The sequence below is a fragment of the Delftia sp. DLF01 genome, from assembly GCF_014852125.1.
In the GTDB taxonomy this organism is placed as follows: domain Bacteria; phylum Pseudomonadota; class Gammaproteobacteria; order Burkholderiales; family Burkholderiaceae_C; genus Comamonas; species Comamonas acidovorans.
In genome coordinates, this window is the sequence record NZ_JACVAZ010000002.1 from 1,339,893 (window position 1) to 1,360,091 (window position 20,199).

At 67.8% G+C, this 20,199-nt stretch carries 14 protein-coding genes; 8 read left to right on the top strand and 6 right to left on the bottom strand.

Going from position 1 to position 20,199, the window contains the following annotated elements:
• Positions 1–15: 15 nt before the first annotated feature.
• On the top strand, positions 16–2,103 hold the full coding sequence (locus IB269_RS14535; RefSeq protein WP_412523747.1) for a two-component system sensor histidine kinase NtrB: 2,088 nt from the start codon (positions 16–18) through the stop codon (positions 2,101–2,103).
• A 16-nt stretch (positions 2,104–2,119) separates the two neighbouring features.
• Positions 2,120–2,749: a response regulator transcription factor gene (locus tag IB269_RS14540; RefSeq protein WP_012202778.1), complete on the top strand. Its 630-nt coding sequence runs from the start codon at positions 2,120–2,122 to the stop codon at positions 2,747–2,749.
• A gap of 5 nt (positions 2,750–2,754) precedes the next feature.
• Here IB269_RS14540 and IB269_RS14545 read toward each other — a convergent pair whose 3' ends face one another.
• From IB269_RS14545 to IB269_RS14555, 3 genes are all read right to left on the bottom strand, one after another.
• Positions 2,755–4,029, bottom strand: coding sequence for an amino acid deaminase (locus tag IB269_RS14545; protein WP_192367457.1), 1,275 nt, complete (start codon positions 4,027–4,029; stop codon positions 2,755–2,757).
• 105 nt (positions 4,030–4,134) lie between these two features.
• Positions 4,135–4,860 (bottom strand): OmpA family protein, encoded by a 726-nt coding sequence (locus IB269_RS14550; protein ID WP_034389754.1) that lies wholly within the window; start codon positions 4,858–4,860, stop codon positions 4,135–4,137.
• A 146-nt stretch (positions 4,861–5,006) separates the two neighbouring features.
• Positions 5,007–5,177 carry a hypothetical protein gene (locus IB269_RS14555; RefSeq protein WP_016449371.1) on the bottom strand — a complete coding sequence of 57 codons (171 nt, stop codon included), beginning with the start codon at positions 5,175–5,177 and terminating at the stop codon, positions 5,007–5,009.
• Here IB269_RS14555 and IB269_RS14560 point away from each other — a divergent pair.
• Entirely contained in the window at positions 5,176–6,360 is a 1,185-nt protein-coding gene (locus IB269_RS14560) for a murein transglycosylase A (RefSeq protein WP_192367458.1), read from the top strand. The genes IB269_RS14555 and IB269_RS14560 overlap by 2 nt on opposite strands.
• Before the next feature lie 207 nt (positions 6,361–6,567).
• Here IB269_RS14560 and IB269_RS14565 read toward each other — a convergent pair whose 3' ends face one another.
• Both IB269_RS14565 and IB269_RS14570 read right to left on the bottom strand, forming a co-directional pair.
• On the bottom strand, positions 6,568–8,328 hold the full coding sequence (locus tag IB269_RS14565) for an MFS transporter (RefSeq protein ID WP_063327528.1): 1,761 nt from the start codon (positions 8,326–8,328) through the stop codon (positions 6,568–6,570).
• 161 nt (positions 8,329–8,489) lie between these two features.
• The gene (locus IB269_RS14570) at positions 8,490–8,993 is read right to left on the bottom strand and encodes an Lrp/AsnC family transcriptional regulator (protein WP_012202773.1); all 504 of its coding nucleotides are present in this window, start codon (positions 8,991–8,993) and stop codon (positions 8,490–8,492) included.
• Positions 8,994–9,181: 188 nt separating this feature from the next.
• On the opposite strand from IB269_RS14570, the gene IB269_RS14575 reads away from it, so the two are divergent.
• From IB269_RS14575 to IB269_RS14595, 5 genes are all read left to right on the top strand, one after another.
• Complete coding sequence (locus IB269_RS14575) at positions 9,182–12,763, top strand: indolepyruvate ferredoxin oxidoreductase family protein (RefSeq protein WP_192367459.1); 3,582 nt, start codon at positions 9,182–9,184, stop codon at positions 12,761–12,763.
• Between the two features lie 331 nt (positions 12,764–13,094).
• Entirely contained in the window at positions 13,095–13,430 is a 336-nt protein-coding gene (gene yajC, locus IB269_RS14580) for a preprotein translocase subunit YajC (RefSeq protein WP_012202771.1), read from the top strand.
• Between the two features lie 91 nt (positions 13,431–13,521).
• Positions 13,522–15,444, top strand: coding sequence for a protein translocase subunit SecD (secD, locus tag IB269_RS14585; protein ID WP_043825337.1), 1,923 nt, complete (start codon positions 13,522–13,524; stop codon positions 15,442–15,444).
• A gap of 13 nt (positions 15,445–15,457) precedes the next feature.
• Positions 15,458–16,408: a protein translocase subunit SecF gene (gene secF, locus IB269_RS14590; RefSeq protein WP_012202769.1), complete on the top strand. Its 951-nt coding sequence runs from the start codon at positions 15,458–15,460 to the stop codon at positions 16,406–16,408.
• A 39-nt stretch (positions 16,409–16,447) separates the two neighbouring features.
• Positions 16,448–18,841, top strand: a complete 2,394-nt coding sequence (locus IB269_RS14595) for a DUF1631 family protein (protein WP_192367460.1) — start codon at positions 16,448–16,450, stop codon at positions 18,839–18,841.
• Positions 18,842–18,984: 143 nt separating this feature from the next.
• On the opposite strand, the gene dprA is transcribed toward IB269_RS14595, so the two are convergent.
• Entirely contained in the window at positions 18,985–20,190 is a 1,206-nt protein-coding gene (gene dprA, locus IB269_RS14600; protein ID WP_192367461.1) for a DNA-processing protein DprA, read from the bottom strand.
• Between the last annotated feature and the right edge of the window lie 9 nt (positions 20,191–20,199).

Here is a 20,199-nt window from a genome sequence, read left to right on the forward strand (position 1 = left end):
CCGCCCATGCCGCCCATGCCGGCCATGTCACCGATGTCGCCCATGCCCGAAGGCCGCTGGCCCTGGCGCCGCTGGCGCACGGCCTGGCGCCGCTGGTCGCTGTGGAGCCTGCTGGTCGCCCTGGTCCTGAGCATGCTCGTCACCATGGTCTGGCTGGCCGGGCGCTACGAGGCCTCCCAGGTCCAGGACAAGCTGGAGCGCGACACGGCCAATGCCGTGGCCGACATACGCGCAGCGCTCAACCGCAACCTGCAGGACCTGCAGGCGCTGAACGCGCCCGACAACGAGCCCGCCGAATGGAAGACCCGCGCCGCCGAGCTGCTGCAGGTGCGCCGCGAGCTGATGCGCATCGAGTGGCGCGACGCGGGCCTGCAGATCCGCTCCCATGCCGAGACCCCCTATCGCAACGTGCAGTGGGAAGACCAGCTGCGCACGAACAACACCCACCCCGAGGCCGTGCTGACCTGCACCCACGCGCGCCGCCTGAACGGCCCCGCCTACTCGCCCAGCTACTTCCAGCTGCTGGCCGAGGGCCTGGGCACGGAGATGATGGAGGTCTGCCTGCCGCTGACGCAAAGCGGCCACATCATCGGCTTCGTCATCGGCACCTACAGCCTGCAAAGCCTGCTCATCACCCAGGTCAGCAAGAACCTGCCGCGCACCCAGGAAGTGTCCTTCACCGAGCCCGACGGCACGCGCCTGGCCCTGCTTGGCGCCTCCTGGCGCGGCACGCGCATGTTCACGGCGCAGCAGCTGCTGGATCTGCCCGGCAGCACCCTGGTGCTGCGCATGGACAGCTGGCACCGCGCACCCAGCGTGTTCCCCAACGTGCTCACGGCCCTGGTGACGTTGATGTCCATCGCCCTGGTCTCCGTGGTCGCCGTGCTGGTGCGAGACAACCGCCGCCGCCTGCGTGCCGAGCGTGACCTGGGCGATGCGCTGGCCTTTCGCAAGGCCATGGAGGACTCGCTGGTCACGGGCCTGCGCGCGCGCGACCTGCAGGGCCGCATCAGCTATGTGAATCCGGCCTTCTGCAACATGGTGGGCTTCACGGCCGAGGAGCTGCTGGGCCTGAGCATCGCGCCCTACTGGCCGCCCGAGCGCGCCGAAATCTACGCGCGCCGGCGCGACAACCGCCTGTCCGGCAACGCACCGCCGCCGCGCGAGGGCCACGAAAGCATCTTCATGCGCAAGGACGGCACACGCATTCCGGTGCTGATCTTCGAGGCGCCGCTGATCAACGCCCAGGGCCAGCACACGGGCTGGATGAGCGCCTTCATCGACATCAGCGAGCAAAAGCGCATGGAAGAGATCTCGCGCGCCTCGCAGGAGCGCCTGCAGGCCACGGCCCGCCTGGCCACCGTGGGCGAAATGGCGTCGCTGCTCAGCCATGAACTCACCCAGCCGCTGGTGGCCATCTCCAGCTACGCCACGGGATCGCTGAACATGCTGGGCAGCGACGACGGTGCGGCAGGCAACGCCGGAAACGAAGCCCATCTGCGCCAGCAGTTGCAGGACTTGCGCATGGCCATGGAGCGCATCAGCTTCCAGGCCGACCGTGCAGGCCGCGTGATCAAGAGCGTGCGCGACTTCGTGCGGCGTCGCGACCAGTCCCGCGAAGTCATAGGTGCCGCCGAACTCATAGACGCCGTGCTGCCGCTGGTCAGCCTGCAGGCGCGCAACCTGGGCGTGCGCGTGACCACCGATATCGAGCCCGGCCTGTCGCCCGTGCTCTGCGATCCGACCATGATCGAGCAGGTGCTGCTCAACCTGGCGCGCAACGGCATGCAGGCCATGGACTCGCCCGAGACCGTGGACCGCGAACTGCAGTTGCGCGTGCGGCGTGCGGCCGCCAGCACGCGCCGCAGCTGGGTGGAATTCGCCGTCATCGACTGCGGCAGCGGCATCCCCAAGCATGTGGCGGAGCAGTTGTTCACGCCCTTCTTCACCACGCGCAACGAGGGCATGGGCCTGGGCCTGAGCCTGTGCCGCACCGTGGTCGAACAGCATGGCGGCCACCTGCAGCACAGCCCGCACAGCCCGCGCGGAACCGTCTTCGCCTTCACGCTGCCGACCCACAACCCGGCACAGGTGGAACCATAGATGGAACAATAGGCCCATGGAACCTGTACCCGACGCCACCGTCTACATCGTCGATGACGACACCGATGTACGCGAAGCGCTGGCCTGGCTGCTGCGCTCGCGCCGCCTGCTCAGCGAATGCTATGACAGCGCAGAGGCCTTCGACGCCATGCTGCAGTCGCGCCCGCCGCCACGCAATCCCTGCTGCCTGCTGCTGGACATGCGCATGGGCGGCATGAGCGGGCTGGCGCTGTTCAACCTCATGCTGGAGCGCAACCAGATCGCGGGCATGCCCGTGATCTTCCTGACCGGCCATGCCGACGTACCCACGGCCGTGGACACGGTCAAGCGCGGCGCCTTCGATTTCTGCGAGAAGCCCTTTTCGGACAACGCGCTCGTGGACCGCATCGAGCAGGCGCTGGAACTGTCAGCCCAGCACCAGGCCGAGACCCGCGCTCGCGAGGCCGTGCGCGCGCGCTTCAACGAACTGACGGAGCGCGAGCGCGACGTGATGCGGCTGGTGGTGGAGGGCATTCCCAACAAGCTCATCGCCGACCAGCTGGACATCAGCGTGCGCACCGTCGAAGTCCACCGCGCGCGCGTCTTCGACAAGATGCAGGTCAAGTCGGCCGTGGAACTGGCCAACCTGCTGCGCACGCACGGCTGACATCCTCAGAAATACGTAGCGATCACGTCCACCACGTCGTAGCCATCGTTGACGACGGCCATCTGCCGCCATTTGTCGAAGGTCAGGCAGGGGTGGGAGATATCGAAGGCCAGCATGTCGCCGACGCGCAGGCCATCGTCCTCGGCCACCTTCAGGAAAGCATGCTGGTCCATCATGGCCGTGACCTCCCAATGGGGCGGTGCGGCCACCGGCGCGGCATCACCGGGGCGGTAGCGCAGCGCGGGCCGGGGCGGCACGGCCTCGAAGGCGGTATCGCGCTTGCCCAGCGCCACGATGGCGCGGCCAGGCTCGGGCAGTGACTGCACATAGGCCCAGACCTGCAGCGCAGGCAGCAGGCTGGCACGCATCTGCTGCGCCACGGGGTTGGTCTGGTCGATGCGCTGCTGCGCTGCCTGGTAGATGCCCGCGTCATGCGTGAGATAGCAGCCGGGGCGCAGCACCAGATCCAGCGCTCCCCCTATATCGGCCTTGCCGAATTCCTGGGCCACCACGTCGTACCAGGCCGAGCCGGCCCCCGTGAGCACGGCCGGGCTGCGCTGCAATCGTCCATCGCTTGCGAGCCGCTCAAGCCAGTGAACGGCGCGCCGCAGCAGGGTGCGGATGGCATCCTCTTCCTTGAGCACGCCTTCGTAGACCTCGATGCCGGCCAGTTGCACGGCCGCGCCAGCTCTTGCCAGCGCGTCCAGCAGCGGCTGCATCTGCGCATCGGAGCGCACTCCCGTGCGCCCGCCGGGCGGGCCCAGCTCGATCAGCACCTGCACGGACTGGCCCGCCGCGCCAAAGAAGGCCGCCAGTTGCTCGACCTGCTCGGCGCAGTCCACCAGGCAGAAGAACTCGAAACCGGGGTCGGCCAGCAGCTCGGCCACGGCGGCCATATTGCGCCGTCCGATCAGCTGGTTGGCCATGAGCACGCGGCGCACGCCGTGGGCATGGGCCACGCGTGTCTGCTGGGCGGTCGCCAAGGTAATGCCCCAGGCGCCCGCATCGATCTGCTGGCGGAAAAGGCGGGGCGCCATGGTCGTCTTGCCGTGGGGCGCGAGCTTGGCGCCGTAGGCGTCCACAAAGCGCTGCATCCAGGCCAGGTTGTGCGCCAGGCGCGACTGCGAGAGCACGGCGGCCGGCAGGCCCAGATCCTCGCGCAGCAGGTTCCAGCCCTGAGCTGCAGCGTCCTGCGGCGCGCAGGGCGCCGACAGCGCACCCAGGCCCTTGTCGAGCGGGCTGACCACGTCGGCCATGCCTGCTGTGCTTGCTTCACTCATACGACCCCCCATTGATGGATGGGTGCCAGCATAGGGCAAGGAAGGGGGCTGCCCACGCAAAAACGCCCCGCGTTGCGGGGCGTTGCATCCGGGCCAGAGCCGGGATCAGCGGGGCTGCTGGTACTGGGGCTGGTATTGCGGCTGCTGGTACTGCGGCTGCTGTTGATACTGGGGCTGCTGCTGTTGCTGCGGGATCTCGCCCACGAAGATTTCCACGCGGCGGTTCATGGCGCGGCCGCTGGCCGAGTCGTTGGAAGCCACGGGCTGGTGCGAGCCACGGCCTTCGGTGGCGATGCGAGCGCCCGAGACGCCGCGCATGGTCAGGTAGTTGCGCGTGCTGTTGGCGCGGTCCAGCGACAGCGGGTTGTTGATGGCGTCCGAGCCCGTGCTGTCCGTGTGGCCGATGATGCGCACCTCGGCATTGGGGTTGTTGCGCAGGCCTTCGGCGAAGCGGTCCAGGATGGGGGCGAAGTTGCCCTTGATGTCGGAACGGTTGGTATCGAACGAGATGTCGCTGGGAATGTCGAGCTTGAGCTGGTTGTCGGCCGTCTGGCTCACGTTCACGCCCGTGCCCTGGGTGGCCTGCTCCATCTCGCGCTTTTGCTTTTCCATGTTCTGCGACCAGATGTAGGTGCCCAGTGCACCCACGCCGGCACCGATCACGGCGCCCGTGCCGGCCCTGCCGCCGGTGACCGCGCCCAGCACGGCGCCGGCTGCAGCGCCCACGCCAGCACCCGTGGCCGTGCGGCGCTGGGTGTCGCTCATGTTCGCGCAGCCGGAGATGAACAGTGCGGCAGCCGTTGCGGCGGCCAGAACGATGTGCTTGCGCATGGGAAACTCCTTTTTGAATCTTGGGAACGCACCGTGCGGTAGCGCCAGGGTCCCCATTGTGGAAAGCAGGCTGAGCACAGCCTATCAGTGCGGGCAGGGCATACCCGTAGGACGGCGCCCGCTCCGCGAGGCTGCCTCCACGGCCGTCACGGGCCGCTGCGATCCTGCCCGGGAGAGGGTTTGTCTGGAGACGGATGCGAATCCCGTGGCGTGTCCACGGGCAACTCGCCCTTGCGGCGCCCGGAGAACATGGTCCACCACACAATAGCGACCAGAATCACCAAGGCCAGCAGTGCTTCGAGCAAAATCAACCCCATGAATTTCCACCTCCTGCGCCATGCCGCGATGGCGCTGATTGTAGGGACGCTGGTCGCCTGCACGACCACCACCAAGCCGGTCTATGACCCTTCGCCCGTGCCCGACCTGCAGCCGGGAGGCCCGGTCACCGTGACACCCAGGCCCCCGCTGGTCACCAACACCCCCACCAAGAGCCGCTGGATCGCAGCCGACTGGAGCGAATTGCCCGGCCTGCAGGAAGACGCGCTGCACGAAGCCTGGAATGCCTGGCTCAAGAACTGCGAACGGCCCAGCTCGGTCTTCGCGGGCCTGTGCCGGGACGTGCGCCAGCTGAGCATTGCCACGGGCGACGAGCAGCGCGCCTGGCTCATGGCCAATCTGCAGCCCTACCGCATCGAAGCGCTGGGCGGTGGCCCGGACGGCATGCTGACCGCCTACTACGAGCCGCTGTTCGAGGCACGGCGCCTGCCGGGCGACGGCTTCAACGTGCCGCTGTACAAGACGCCGGCCGGCGCCGGCTTCGGCAGCCGCAAGCCCTGGTTCTCGCGCCAGCAGATCGAGACGATGCCCGAGGCCCAGGCGGCCCTGGCAGGCCGCGCCATCGCCTGGCTGCGCGACCCGGTCGATGCGATGGTGCTGCACATCCAGGGATCGGGGCGCCTGAACATCACCGAGCCCACGGGCGCGCAACGCACGATCCGCGTCGCCTTTGCGGGCACCAATGACCAGCCCTACAAGAGCGTGGGCCGCTGGCTGCTGGACCAGGGACTGGTGCGCGACGCCACCTGGCCCGGCATCAGCGCCTGGGTGGCCGCCAACCCCGGCCGCGTCAATGAAATGCTGTGGAGCAACCCGCGCTATGTCTTCTTCCGCGAGGAGCCGCTGGAAGGCCTGGACCTGCAATTCGGCCCCAAAGGCGCCCAGGGCGTGGCCCTGACCCCGGGCCGCTCCATCGCCGTGGACAAGCAGAGCATTCCCTACGGCACGCCGGTCTGGCTGTCCACATCCGGGCCCACCGTGGCCCTGAACCGCCTGGTATTCGCCCAGGACACCGGCAGCGCCATCGTCGGCGCCGTGCGCGCCGACTACTTCATGGGCTGGGGCCCCGAAGCCGGCGACCTGGCCGGCCGCATCAAGCAGAACCTGCGCCTGTGGGCCTTCTGGCCGCGCAGCCTTGCCAGCCAGGCACCGCACTTGAGGTGACCCCCTGAGCGGCTACGCCGCTTCCCGCTTTGGGGTGCGCCGGTTTTATCCTTTGCGCCAAGGCTCGCCCCGCATGGCACAAGACCAGCGCAGACACACCTCTATCCACTGTCCCTCGCTCTGGCGCGGCCCAACGCCAGGCGCGCCGAGCAAGAGCAGCCTCGCTGCGAGGGCGCCGTCCCCCTCAGGGGGAAGGCGCGCAGCGCCTCAGGGGGTATCGAAGTACCTCGTAACGCGCGGCGGTTCCTTGCCCTTGTGATAGGCCAGCTTGCGGTCGCGCAGGGCCACGTCGGCGGCGGTGACGCGGTCGAAGCGGCGCAGGTGCTCGGTCCAGGATTCGTCGATGATCTGCTCCACGTAGCGCTCGGGGTGGCTCATGCTGTGCAGCAGGCTCCAGCCCAGCGCGCCCTGGCGCATGCGGCTGCGGCGGCTTTCCTGCATGAGGGCGCGGAAGGCCTCGGCCTGGGTGGGGTCTATCTGGTACTCGATGGTGACGACCACGCGGCCGGCTTCGGGGATGTTGACCTCGGGGCGCTGGAAGGCCTTGGAGGGACTCAAATCCTCCTCGATCTGGCGGTCGCGCACCAGGCGCTGGACCAGCAGCATGCAGACCACGCCGCTGGCGGCGGCCACCATGAGGCTGCCCCTCACCCCCACCATGCTGGCCACCTGTCCCCAGAGCGCGGCGCCTGTCGCCGTACCGCCCATGATGGACATCTGGTAGATGGACATGCCGCGCGCCCGCACCCAGTTGGGCAAGGCCATCTGGGCCGAGACGCCCAGCACGTTGGCGGTGGAGATCAGCGCCATGCCGGCCAGCATCATGGCCGGCACGGCCATGTAGACATTGGGCGACAGGGCCACTGCCAGCGTGGCCAGCGCATGCACGGCAGAGCCCGACCGGATCAGACTTTCCTTGGACATGGCCTGGCGCAGGCGCGGCAGGAACATGGCGCCCACGATGGCGCCCGCACCCATGGAGGCCAGCAGCAGCGTGAAGGTCTCGGCGCCGCCCCCGCCCTCGGTGGGGCCGTGCAGGCGCTGGGCCACCAGGGGCAGCAAGGCCATCACGGCCGTGCACTGCAGGAAGAAACACACCGTGCGCGCCAGCACCGCATGCATGCGGGGCGACTCGCGCACGAACTGCAGGCCCACGCGCATGGCCGAGGGCAGGCGCTCGCGGCCCAGCGGGTTGGCCACGTGGCGGCGCTTCCAGCGGATCAGCACGATGCCCGAGAGGATGGACAGCACGGCGTTCAGCACGAACACCCATGCGCTGCCCAGGCTGGCGATGATGGCGCCGGCCACCAGCGGGCCGATGATGCGCGAGGCGTTCATGGCCACGGCATTGAGCGCCATGGCCGAAGGCAGGTGGTGCTTGGGCACGAGTTCGGGGATCAGCGCCGAGAACACGGGCCAGCGCATGGCCAGGCCGATGCCGTTGGCAAAGGTCAGCACCAGCAGCCAGTGCGCCGTCATCTGGCCGGACAGCACGAACAGGCACAGCACCAGCGCCACGGCCGCCACCCAGAACTGGGTGACGATGAAGTAGCGGCGCCGGTCCAGGATGTCGGCCAGCGCGCCGCTGGGCAGGCCCAGCAGGAAGACGGGCAGCGTGGAGGCCGATTGCACCAGGGCCACCAGCACGGGCGAGGTGGTCAGCGAGGTCATGAGCCAGGCCGCCGCCACATCGTTCATCCACATGCAGGTATTGGCCGCCATCCAGATCAGCCAGAGCATGCGGAAGGTGGGGCCGGACAGCGGCGCCCAGACGCCCTGCTGGGCCTGGGCCGCCTTCTGGCCTTCGGCCTCGGCAGCCGCCTTGTCGGCGGCCGTCATGCCTGACGGGTCTTCGATCAGGGTGCCCGGCGCCCCCATGCCCGAAGGCTCGGCCGGGGGCGGGGTGGAAGGCTCGGATTCAGAGGCAGGCGGCTGGGCGGGGACTGGTGTTGTTTGTTCTGCGGCCATGTGCCCCTGATTCTCGGCCCAAACGCGGGGGTGGCGCCAGAAATGGTTGTTGCACTAAGAACCACGATCACCGCCTTGCACGGCAGGTGTTTTTTGCTCCTTTTGCAGGAGCACACTGTCGCTTCGGCGCGACCTTCACAGGCCAGTCCGCCGGCCTGCGGCTACTGGTCCGGCAGGCCCTTGCCCGCCATGGGCCCCAGCTGGGACAGCGGCAGCGCATGGCTGGACTTGATCTCGCCCAGCGAGAAACTGGTCTGCATGTCCTTCACATTGGGCAGGTTCAGCAGCGTGTTGCGCGCGAACTGCGCAAAGCTGTCCAGGTCGCGCGCCACCACCTGCAGCTCGAAGGTGCCGGTGCCGCTGATGTAGTGGCAGGTCACGACCTCGGGCAGCTTGCGGATGGCGTCCTCCATCTCCAGCGTCAGCGTGCCGGCCGTGCGCACGGCATCGAGCCGCACGAAGGCCAGCACGCCCAGGCCGATCTTGTGGCGGTCGATGTCGGCGTGGTAGCCGCGGATGAAGCCCGCCTCCTCCAGCGCCCGCACACGGCGCCAGCAGGGCGCGGCCGACAGGCCCACGCGCTGGGCCAGCTCGGCATTGGTCAGGCGTGCGTCGGCCTGCAGGTGGCCGAGGATGGCAATGTCGAATTTGTCCAAAGTTTGCACAAAACACCGTTTTCAAGAAAGATTCTTGCTCAGGATACTTGAAACAGCGCAAAGAAAGCAAAGACCTATCAGACGAGCACGAATACACTGAAAAAAGGCGATTTGGTTCAGACAACGAGTGCCGTGCATGCCTCTTTCCCGTTCCGGGCAGGACATGACAGGGCGCCGACCATCGATGGAGACAAGCCATGAATGCCCCACTGCCCGAAGACGTGCGCCGCGCCCTGGAGACGGTCACTCTCGACGACAAATACGCTCTGCAGCACGGCCGTGCATTCATGAGCGGAGTACAGGCCCTTGTGCGCCTGCCCATGCTGCAGCGCCAGCGCGACGCTGCAGCGGGCCTGAACACCGCAGGCTTCATCAGCGGCTACCGGGGCTCCCCGCTGGGCGGCTATGACCAGGCGCTATGGGCCGCGAAAAAGCACCTCGAATCCAACAACATCGTCTTCCAGCCCGGCGTCAATGAAGAGCTGGGCGCCACGGCCGTCTGGGGCACGCAGCAGCTGGATCTCTATCCCGAGACCAAGAAGTTCGACGGCGTCTTCGGCCTGTGGTACGGCAAGGGCCCGGGCGTGGACCGCTGCTCCGACGTGTTCAAGCACGCCAACATGGCGGGCACGGCCAGGCACGGCGGCGTGATCGCGCTGGCCGGTGACGACCACATCAGCAAGAGCAGCACGGCCGCCCACCAGAGCGACCACATCTTCAAGGCCTGCGGCACGCCGGTGTTCTTTCCCAGCAATGTGCAGGACATCCTGGACATGGGGCTGCACGCCTTTGCCATGAGCCGCTTCTCCGGCCTGTGGTCGGGCATGAAGACCATCCAGGAGGTGGTGGAGTCCTCGGCCAGCGTGTCGGTGGAGCCGGACCGCGTGAACATCATCCTGCCCGAGGACTTCCAGATGCCGCCCGGCGGCCTGCACATCCGCTGGCCCGATGCGCCGCTGGAGCAGGAGCAGCGGCTGATGAACTACAAGTGGTATGCGGCCCTGGCCTATGTGCGCGCCAACCGGCTCAACCACAACGTGATCGACGGTCCCAACGACCGCTTCGGCCTGATCGCCAGCGGCAAGGCCTACAACGACATGCGCCAGGCCCTGGCCGACCTGGGCCTGGACGACGACACCTGCCGCCAGCTGGGCATACGCGTGCACAAGGTCAACGTGGTCTGGCCGCTGGAGGCCACCATCACGCGCGACTTCGCGCGCGGCCTGCAGGAGATCCTGGTGGTGGAGGAAAAGCGCCAGGTCATCGAATACCAGATCAAGGAAGAGCTGTACAACTGGCGCTCCGACGTGCGGCCCAACGTGGTCGGCAAGTTCAGCGATGAGCACGGCGGCGAATGGTCGGTGCCCAATCCCAGCCAGGACTGGCTGCTGCGCCCCAATGCGGACCTGACGCCGGCCCTCATCGCGCGCGCCATCGTCCAGCGCCTGACCAAGATCGGCGTGCCCGAACACATCGCCCAGCGCATGCACGAGCGCATTGCCGTGCTGGACGCCCGCGAGGCCGCGCTCAAGGCCGCCCAGAGCCAGCCCACGGGCGACCGCGTGCCATGGTTTTGCAGCGGCTGCCCGCACAACACCAGCACCCGCGTGCCCGAGGGCAGCCGCGCCGTGGCCGGCATCGGCTGCCACTACATGACGGTGTGGATGGACCGCTCCACCAGCACCTTCACGCAGATGGGTGGCGAGGGCGTGACCTGGGTGGGCCAGGCGCCCTTCACCAAGGACGCGCATGTCTTCGCCAACCTGGGCGACGGCACCTACTTCCACAGCGGCCTGCTGGCGATACGCCAGAGCATCGCGGCCGGCGTGAACATCACCTACAAGCTGCTGTACAACGACGCCGTGGCCATGACGGGCGGCCAGCGCGTGGGCGAGCGGCCCGAGGGCCACTCGGTGCTGCAGATCATGAACAGCCTCAAGTCCGAGGGCGTGGCCAAACTGGTCATCGTCACCGACGAACCCGCCAAGTACGACGGCGTGCCGCTGGCCGAGGGCGTGACCGTGCACCACCGCGACGAGCTGGACCGCATCCAGCGCGAGTTCCGCACCCTCAAGGGCTGCACGGCCATCATCTACGACCAGACCTGCGCCACCGAAAAGCGCCGCCGCCGCAAACGCGGCACGCTGGCCACGCCCGACAAGACCGTGGTCATCAACGAATTGGTCTGCGAAGGCTGCGGCGACTGCTCGGTGCAGTCCAACTGCCTGTCGGTCGAGCCGGTGGAGACCGAGTTCGGCCGCAAGCGCCGCATCAACCAGAACACCTGCAACAAGGACTACTCCTGCGTGAAGGGCTTTTGCCCCAGCTTCGTCACCATCGAAGGCGGCCAGCTCAAAAAGCCCAAGAAGGAGAAGAAGGGCGACCTGTCCATGCTGCCCGCCATCCCGGAGCCCTTGCTCCCCGTGGCCGAGCAGGCCTGGGGCATCGTCGTGGCCGGCGTCGGCGGCACGGGCGTGATCACCATCGGCTCGCTGCTGGGCATGGCCGCCCACCTGGAGGGCAAGGGCGTGATCACCCAGGACGCGGCCGGCCTGGCGCAAAAGGGCGGCTCCACCTGGAGCCACATCCAGATCGCCAACCGCCCCGAAGCCATCTACACCACCAAGGTGGACATGGCCAAGGCCGACCTGGTGATCGGCTGCGACCCCATCGTCACGGCCACGCCGACCACCATGTCCGTGATGCAGCCGGGCCGCACCTTCGTGGCGCTCAACAGCCACGGCTCGCCCACGGCAGCCTTCGTCACCAACCCTGACTGGCAGGCGCCGGACGACCGCTGCGCCAGCGCACTGGCCCAGGCCGTGGGCCCCGAGCTGCTGGGCAGCTTCGACGCCGAGCAGGTGGCCGTGCAGCTGCTGGGCGACAGCATCTACACCAACCCGCTGATCCTGGGCTACGCCTGGCAAAAGGGCCGCGTGCCGCTGTCGCATGCCGCGCTGATGCGCGCCATCGAACTCAACGGCGTGCAGGCCGACAACAACAAGGCCGCCTTCGAGTGGGGCCGCCGCTGCGCCCATGACCTGGCTGCCGTGCGCGCCCTGTTCCAGACGGCCCAGGTGATCCAGTTCGTCAAGAAGCCCTCGCTGACCGAGATGGTGGCCAAGCGCGTGGACTTCCTCACGGGCTACCAGAACGCCGCCTATGCAGCCGAGTACCAGGCCTTCGTGGACAAGGTCCATGCCGCCGAGCGCGGCGTGGCGGGCTCCGGCACGCGCCTGTCGGAGGCCGTGGCCCGCTATCTGTTCAAACTCATGGCCTACAAGGATGAGTACGAGGTCGCGCGCCTGCACACCGATGCGGCCTTCAGCCAGCGCATCGCCGGCATGTTCGAGGGCGACTACCGCGTGGTCCACCACCTGGCGCCGCCGTCGTCGGCCGGCAAGGACGAGCACGGCCATCTGGTCAAGAAGTCCTACGGTCCCTGGATGCGCAAGGCCATGGAAGTGCTGGCGAAGATGAAGGGCCTGCGCGGCACTGCGCTGGACCCCTTCGGCCGCACGCAGGAGCGCCGCACCGAGCGCGCCCTGATCCAGGAATACCGCCAGTGCATCGAAGGCCTGCTGGCCGAACTCACGCCCGAGCGCCTGGCGCTGGCCGTGGAGATCGCCAGCATTCCCGAGGACATCCGCGGCTACGGCCATGTCAAGGAGCGCAACCTGGCAGCGGCCCGCATCAAGTGGAAGGCGCTGATGGCACGCTGGAGCGCACCGTCACGGGGTGCGGGCAGCACGGGCAAGCCCGCCGTCGGCGTCGCCTGAAACCACACGGACCGCCCCGCTCCAGGGGCCTCCTGTAAGATCGCTGCCGCCGCCCGCACCGCAAGGTGTGGGCGGCGCGGCTCCGTCAGGGTCCGTTCCATGGACCGTCAAGCCGGGCGCAAAAATCACGAAAAACCGCGCTCCACCCCTTTAAAAACGGCAGATGGCAGCCAGTTGCAGCCATCGTCGCCGAAAAACCCGCAGCCGCCAGATCCTGGCAGCCCATGTGGGTCAGGGCTGACGCATACAATGCTCCGTTCTCCTGCGCAGGCCCGTGCATACGGCGTGCGCAGCGACCCTTTTTCGACCTTCCAATCCTGGAGTCTTGCCCGTGTTTATTTCTTCCGCTTTTGCCCAGACCGCACCCGCAGCAGCAGCCTCCGGTGGCGACTTCATGTCGCAGCTGTACGGCATGGCACCGCTGGCACTGATGTTCGTGGTGCTGTACTTCGTGATGATCCGCCCCCAGATGAAGCGCCAGAAGGAGCACCGCTCCATGATCGAGGCGCTGGCCAAGGGCGACGAAGTGGCAACGTCCGGCGGCATCATCGGCCGCGTGACACGCATGTCCGAGCAATTCCTGCACATCGAGATCGCCTCGGGTGTGGAAGTCCAGATCCAGCGCAGCGCCGTCGTACAGGTGCTGCCCAAGGACACGCTGAAGTAAGCGCTGTCCCTGTCTTGCGGGTGTGCGGACCGCGCAGGCGGCAGCACACCCTTTTGTGCGTTGCTGTCTACAAAGAGCGAAGAGCGCGATCATGAACCGATATCCGGTCTGGAAGTACGCGATCATCGTGATCGCGCTGCTGGTGGGGGTGCTCTACACCCTGCCCAATTTTTTCGGTGAGGCGCCTGCCGTGCAGGTCTCCTCGGCCAAGGCCACCATCAAGGTGGACAACGCGGTGCTGCACAGGGTCGAGGAGGCCTTGAAGGCTGCCGATGTCAAGCCCGATGTGCTGACCATCGAGGGCACCTCGGTGCGGGCGCGCTTCAACACGCCCGACGAGCAGCTCAAGGCCAAGGACGTGATCCAGAAGGCCCTGATCCCCGATGCCAACGACCCGGCCTACATCGTGGCGCTGAACCTGGTGTCGCGCTCGCCGCAATGGCTCACGGCCGTCGGCGCCAAGCCCATGTACCTGGGCCTGGACCTGCGCGGTGGCGTGCACTTCATGCTGCAGGTGGACATGGCTGCGGCCCTGACCAAGAAGGCCGACTCCTTTGCCGGCGACCTGCGCACCTCGCTGCGCGACAAGAACATCCGCCACGGCGGCGTCTCGCGCAACGGCAACACCGTCGAGATCCGCGTGCGCGACGAGGCCATGCTCACGGCCGCTCGCAATCTGGTCACCGACCAGTTCCCCGATCTGGCGGCCACCTCCGAGCCTGATGGCGCCGGCTTCAAGCTGCTGGCCTCCATCAAGCCCGAAGCCCTGCGCAAGGTGCAGGAACAGGCGCTCAAGCAGAACATCGTCACCCTGCACAATCGTATCAACGAGCTGGGCGTGGCCGAGCCCGTGATCCAGCAGCAGGGTCTGGACCGCATCATCGTCCAGCTGCCCGGCGTGCAGGACACGGCCAAGGCCAAGGACATCCTGGGCCGCACGGCCACGCTGGAAGTGCGCCTGGTCGACGAATCCTCCGAGGCGCGCGGCGCCGAGCTGGGCTCGGGTCCCGTGCCCTTCGGCTCCGAGCGCTACCTGGACCGCAACGCCCAGGCCGTGATCGTGCAAAAGCAGGTCGTGCTGACCGGCGAGAACCTCACCGACGCACAGCCCGGCTTCGACAGCCAGACCCAGGAACCCACGGTCAACCTGGTGCTCGATGCCAAGGGCGCGCGCATCTTCAAGGACATCACGCGTGAGAACGTGGGCAAGCGCATGGCCATCATCCTGTTCGAAAAGGGCAAGGGCGAGGTCGTGACGGCTCCCGTGATCCGCACCGAGATCGGTGGCGGACGCGTGCAGATCTCGGGCCGCATGACCACGGCGGAAGCCAACGACACGGCCCTGCTGCTGCGCGCCGGCTCCCTGGCCGCGCCCATGGAGATCATCGAGGAATACACCATCGGCCCCAGCCTGGGGGCCGACAACATCAACCGCGGCATCCACTCCGTGGTCTGGGGCCTGGTGGCCATCGCGGCCTTCATGTGCGTGTACTACATGCTGTTCGGCGTGATCTCCACGGTGGCCCTGTCGGTCAACGTGCTGCTGCTGCTGGCCATCCTGTCCATGCTGCAGGCCACGCTGACCCTGCCCGGCATCGCCGCCATGGCGCTGGCGCTGGGCGTGGCCATCGACTCCAACGTGCTGATCAACGAGCGCATCCGCGAGGAACTGCGCGGCGGCGTCTCGCCGCAGGCCGCCATCCATGCGGGCTACGAGAACGCATGGCACACCATCCTGGACTCGAACGTGACCACGCTGATCGCGGGCCTGGCGCTGCTGGCCTTCGGCTCCGGCCCGGTGCGCGGCTTCGCCGTGGTGCACTGCATCGGCATCCTGACCAGCATGTTCTCGGCCGTGTTCTTCTCGCGCGGCCTGGTCAACCTCTGGTACGGCCGCCGCAAGAAGCTCAAGAGCATCTCCATCGGCCAGGTCTGGAAGCCGGAAGACACCAGCCAGCTGCGCTCCGTGGCTGCCAAGGGTTCCAGCGTCGCCGATTCCGGCGCCAACAACTGAAAGGGGGAAGACCATGGAGTTCTTCCGCATCCGCAAAGACATCCCCTTCATGAAGTACGCGTTGGTCCTCAACGCGATCTCCTTCATCACCTTCGCGCTGGCCGTGTTCTTCCTGCTCACGCGCGGCCTGCACCTGTCCGTGGAGTTCACGGGCGGCACCGTGATGGAGGTGGCCTATACCCAGACCGCCGACATCGCCAAGGTGCGCGATACCGTCTCCAAGCTGGGCTACAGCGACGTCACGGTGCAGAACTTCGGCACGTCGCGCGACGTGATGATCCGCCTGCCCGTGCAAAAGGACGTGTCCTCCGCGCAGCAAAGCGAGCAGGTGCTCACGGCGCTCAAGAAGGAAGACGCCGAAGTCACGCTGCGCCGCACCGAGTTCGTGGGCCCGCAGGTGGGTGACGAGCTCATGCACAACGGCCTGATGGCACTGGGCTTCGTGGTGCTGGGCATCGTGATCTACCTGGCCATGCGCTTCGAATGGAAGTTCGGCGTGGCCGCCGTGATCGCCAACCTGCACGACGTGGTCATCATCCTGGGCTTCTTCGCGTTCTTCCAGTGGGAGTTCTCGCTGTCCGTGCTGGCCGGCGTGCTGGCCGTGCTGGGCTACTCGGTCAACGAGTCGGTCGTGATCTTCGACCGTATCCGCGAAGCCTTCCGCAAGTTCCGCAAGCTCAGCACCACCGAGGTGATCGACCACGCCATCACCAGCACGATGAGCCGCACCATCATCACCCACGCCTCCACCGAGGCCATGGTGCTGTCCATGTTCTTCTTCGGCGGTCCCAGCCTGCATTACTTCGCGCTGGCTCTGACCATCGGCATCCTGTTCGGCATCTATTCCTCGGTCTTCGTGGCCGCCGCCATCGCCATGTGGCTGGGCGTCAAGCGCGAGGATCTGATCAAGGCGCCCAAGGCTTCCACGGACCCCAACGATCCCAACGCCGGCGCCACTGTGTAAGCGAATGTTCTAGCTCCAGACCGGCTTACACTCGCGGGCATGCCCTCCCTGCCCACCCCTTCCAACGCGCCTGCTGGCACCCAGTCTTCACTGGGCCAGCAGGCGCGTTTGCATTGGGTGCGTGGACTGTGCAAGGGCCTGCCCGGCGTGGCCCAGCAGCTGCTGGCCCAGATGGAACAACAGGCCCAGGCCGTGGGCACCGCACGTGAAATGCAGGAGCGTCGCGAGGCCTGGTCCAGCTACCGCCAGCACCAGGCGGCCTGGCTGAATGCCTGCATGCAGGCGCTGCAGGGCGCACTGCAGCCGGGCAGGGCCACACCGGCCTCCTTGCCACAGCGCGGGGCGCTGCAGTTCGAACTGCTCAGCGACGATGTGGTGGAGAACAAGATCCTGGCCTCCCGCATGGCGCTGGCCATGGGGGAAACCACGGCACCCGTCTTCGATACGCTGCGCCTGCGCATGCAGGCCATCGAAAACCAGGAACTGCCATCCGACGACATTCTGCGCAGCGAGTCCGTGTGCCGCCATCTGGTCGAGCAGTGGCTCGCCAGCGGCCTGCAGCGCGGCGATCTGCAGCGCGTGAACGATCTGCTGCAGACAGTCCTGGCACCGCTGCTGGTGGCCGGATACCAGGCGGCCCACCAGCTGCTGGACGGCCAGGGCGTCACCCGTTCGCAGGACGTGGCCATGCGGGTGCGGCGCACCGAGGGCGGCCACTCCACGCGCGCCATGGGCCTGGGCCCGGCCACGGCGCCTGCCTCGACCTCGCAGCCTTCCTCGGCCTATGCGCCCACGCAGATGGGTGGCGTGCCGGGCGCTGCCGACTCCTATCCGCCCAACGGGGCACTGCCCCAGGGCCAGATGCCCGTGGGCCTGACAACACTTTCGCGTGCACGCCACCGCGCCCATGAAGTCGTGGGCCAATTGCGCCGCCTGCTCATGCAGCCGGGCGTGGGCGTGCCGGGCCTGGTGCCCGGCGTGGGCGGCGTGGGCGGTGGCCTGCAGCAGGCCCCCGCATCGGCCGCGCTGACCCAGGCCCTGCTGGAGCAGCGCGTCGTGGCCCAGACGCAGTACCAGCAGATGCTGGCCCGGGGACTGACCACGCTGCAAATCGATGCCAGCCCGGCCGCCATCGGCCAATTGGTGGGCCAGGTGCGCGAGCGCTCGGCCGAGCTCAAGCGCAAGGCCACCACCTCGGGCGAAAAGGCCACCATCGAGATCGTGGCCCTGATGTTCCAGGCCATCCTGACCGAGGACCGCATCCCGCCCTCGGTGCGCGTATGGTTTGCCCGGCTGCAGGTGCCCGTGCTGCGCGTGGCGCTGGCCGAGCCGGAATTCTTCAGCAACCTGCGCCACCCGGCCCGGCTGCTGATCGACCGCCTGGGTTCGTGCGTGATGGGGTTCGACGCCTCCAGCATCAGCGGCAGCGCGCTGGAGTCGGAGATCCGGCGCATCGTCCAGGTCATCGAGCAGTACCCGGAGACCGGCCAGAAGGTCTTCGTGCTGGTGCTGCGCGAGTTCGAGGACTTCCTGGCGCGCTACCTGACCCAGTCGCAGGACAAGGCCAAGATCGTCAGCGTGGCCCAGCAGGTGGAGCAAAAGGAAACCCTGGCCATCCAGTACACGATCGAGCTGCGCCACCTGCTCACCGACATGCCGGTGCGCGAAGAGATCCGCGAGTTCCTGTTCAAGACCTGGACCGAGGTGCTGGCCCTGGCCGCCGTGCGCCACGGCGCCAAGGACGCGCGCACCATGCGGTTCAAGCAGGCAGCCAGCGAACTGGTCTGGGCCGCCAGCGCCAAGCCCACGCGCCAGGAACGCTCGCGCGTGATCCAGACGCTGCCGACGCTGCTGCAGACGTTGCGCGAAGGGCTGGCCCTGATCGGCGTCACGGGCGAGGGGCAGTCCGCACGCATCAAGCTGGTCACCGACACGCTGGCCGAAGCCTTCGTCTCCAAGACAGCGACCATCGCACCGGCCCGCATCGAGGCCATGGCCCAGCGACTGTCCCATCTGGAGCAGTACATCAGCGAAGACGGCATGCTCGACGAGGACATGCCGCTGTCGCCCGAGAACATCGAGATGATCCTGGGCGTGGACACGGCCGGGCTCAACGTCATCCCGAGCACCAACACCCCCGTGGACCCGGTGATGCTGGAGTGGGCCACCTCGCTGGAGCCGGGCCGCTGGTTCACGCTGGACCACAACGGCGCGCGCATCCAGGTGCAATACACCTGGCGCAGCCGCCGCAAGCAGCTGCACCTGTTCGCCGCGCTCGATGGCACCTGCCACCTGCTGCAGCTGCGGCGCATGGCCTCCTACCTGCAGTCCGGCCTGCTGTCCGTGCATGACGAAGAGGCGCTCACGGTGCGTGCGACGCGCGATGCGCTGGAGAAGATTCAGGCGAACCCTGAAAGGCTAAGCTCCCCCTGAGGCGCTACGCGCCTTCCCCCCGTGGCACGGCGCCTCTCTACCCGCTTCGCGGGGGAGGGGGACGATGCCATCGGCTAGGCGCCCCCACCGCGAGGCGGCTCTTGCTCGGCATCTCCCGCTTGGGGACGCGCCAGTTTTTGAGATCAGGCCTGGGCCAGGCGCTGGAACAGGCCGCCGGGCAGGCGCTCCACGCGGCCTTCCAGTTCCAGCTCCAGCAGGTGGGCCTGCAGGGCTGCGGCATCCATGCCTGTGCGGTCCATGAGCTCGTCCAGCGACAGCGGGTCGTGGGCCAGGGCGCGCAGGGTGGCGTCGTTCTCATGGTGCTGGGCGGACTGAACAGCTGCCGCTGCCGGTACCTGTTTGGCAAGCGGCAGGCGCACGGCCGTTCCCTGCAGTTCATCGAGCACGTCCTGCGCCGTTTCCACGAGCTTGGCGCCCTGGCGCAGCAGCGCATGGCAGCCGCGCGACTGGGGCGCGTGGATGGAGCCGGGGATGGCAAAGACTTCGCGGCCCTGTTCGCTGGCCAGTCTTGCGGTGATCAGCGAGCCCGATTGCAGGGCCGCCTCGACCACCAGCGTGCCCTGGGACAGGCCCGCAATGATGCGGTTGCGCTGCGGAAAGTGCGCGGCCATGGGACCGGTGCCCAGCGGATACTCGCTGACGATCAGCCCATGGCTGGCCACTTCGCGGGCCAGGCCGATGTGGCGCCGTGGATAGACCTGGTCCAGGCCCGTGCCCACGACGGCAATGGTGACAGGCGCCGCCTGGGTGCCCGCGCGCAGCACCGCGCGCAGTGCGCCCTCATGGGCAGCGCCATCCACGCCCTGCGCCAGTCCGGAGACGATGCACAGGCCGGCCTCGGCCAGCGCCTGCGCCATGGCGCGCGCATTGGCCGCGCCCTGGACCGTCGGCCCGCGGCTGCCGACCATGGCCAGGGACTGTGGATAGGGGAACCAGGGACCAGAACCTGCCATGCAGCGCTCGCTGCCCTGCACATGCAGCAGCAGCGGCGGATCTTCGGTCTGCAGCAGCGCCTGCGGATACTGGGGATGGCCCAGCGCAAGCACGGCATGCAACTGCCCGGAAGCGGGCTGGTCCAGCCATTGCGCCGTGGCCGCCACAAGCTGCTCCAGGCGCTGGGGCACGGTCTGCAGCGAATGGGCCTGTGCCGCCGTCACCAAGCCGTGCCAGGCGGCTGGAGGGCCGCTCCAGATGTTCTGCGCGCCACCGCAGGCCGCCAGCAGGCGCCGCGCCGTGGTGCGGCCCACGCCGGGCGTCAGCAGCAGCCGAAGCCAGGCGGACAGCTCCTCGGGAGCGAGCCGGTCGGTGGACTGCAAGGCGGCCGCCATGGCGTTGCC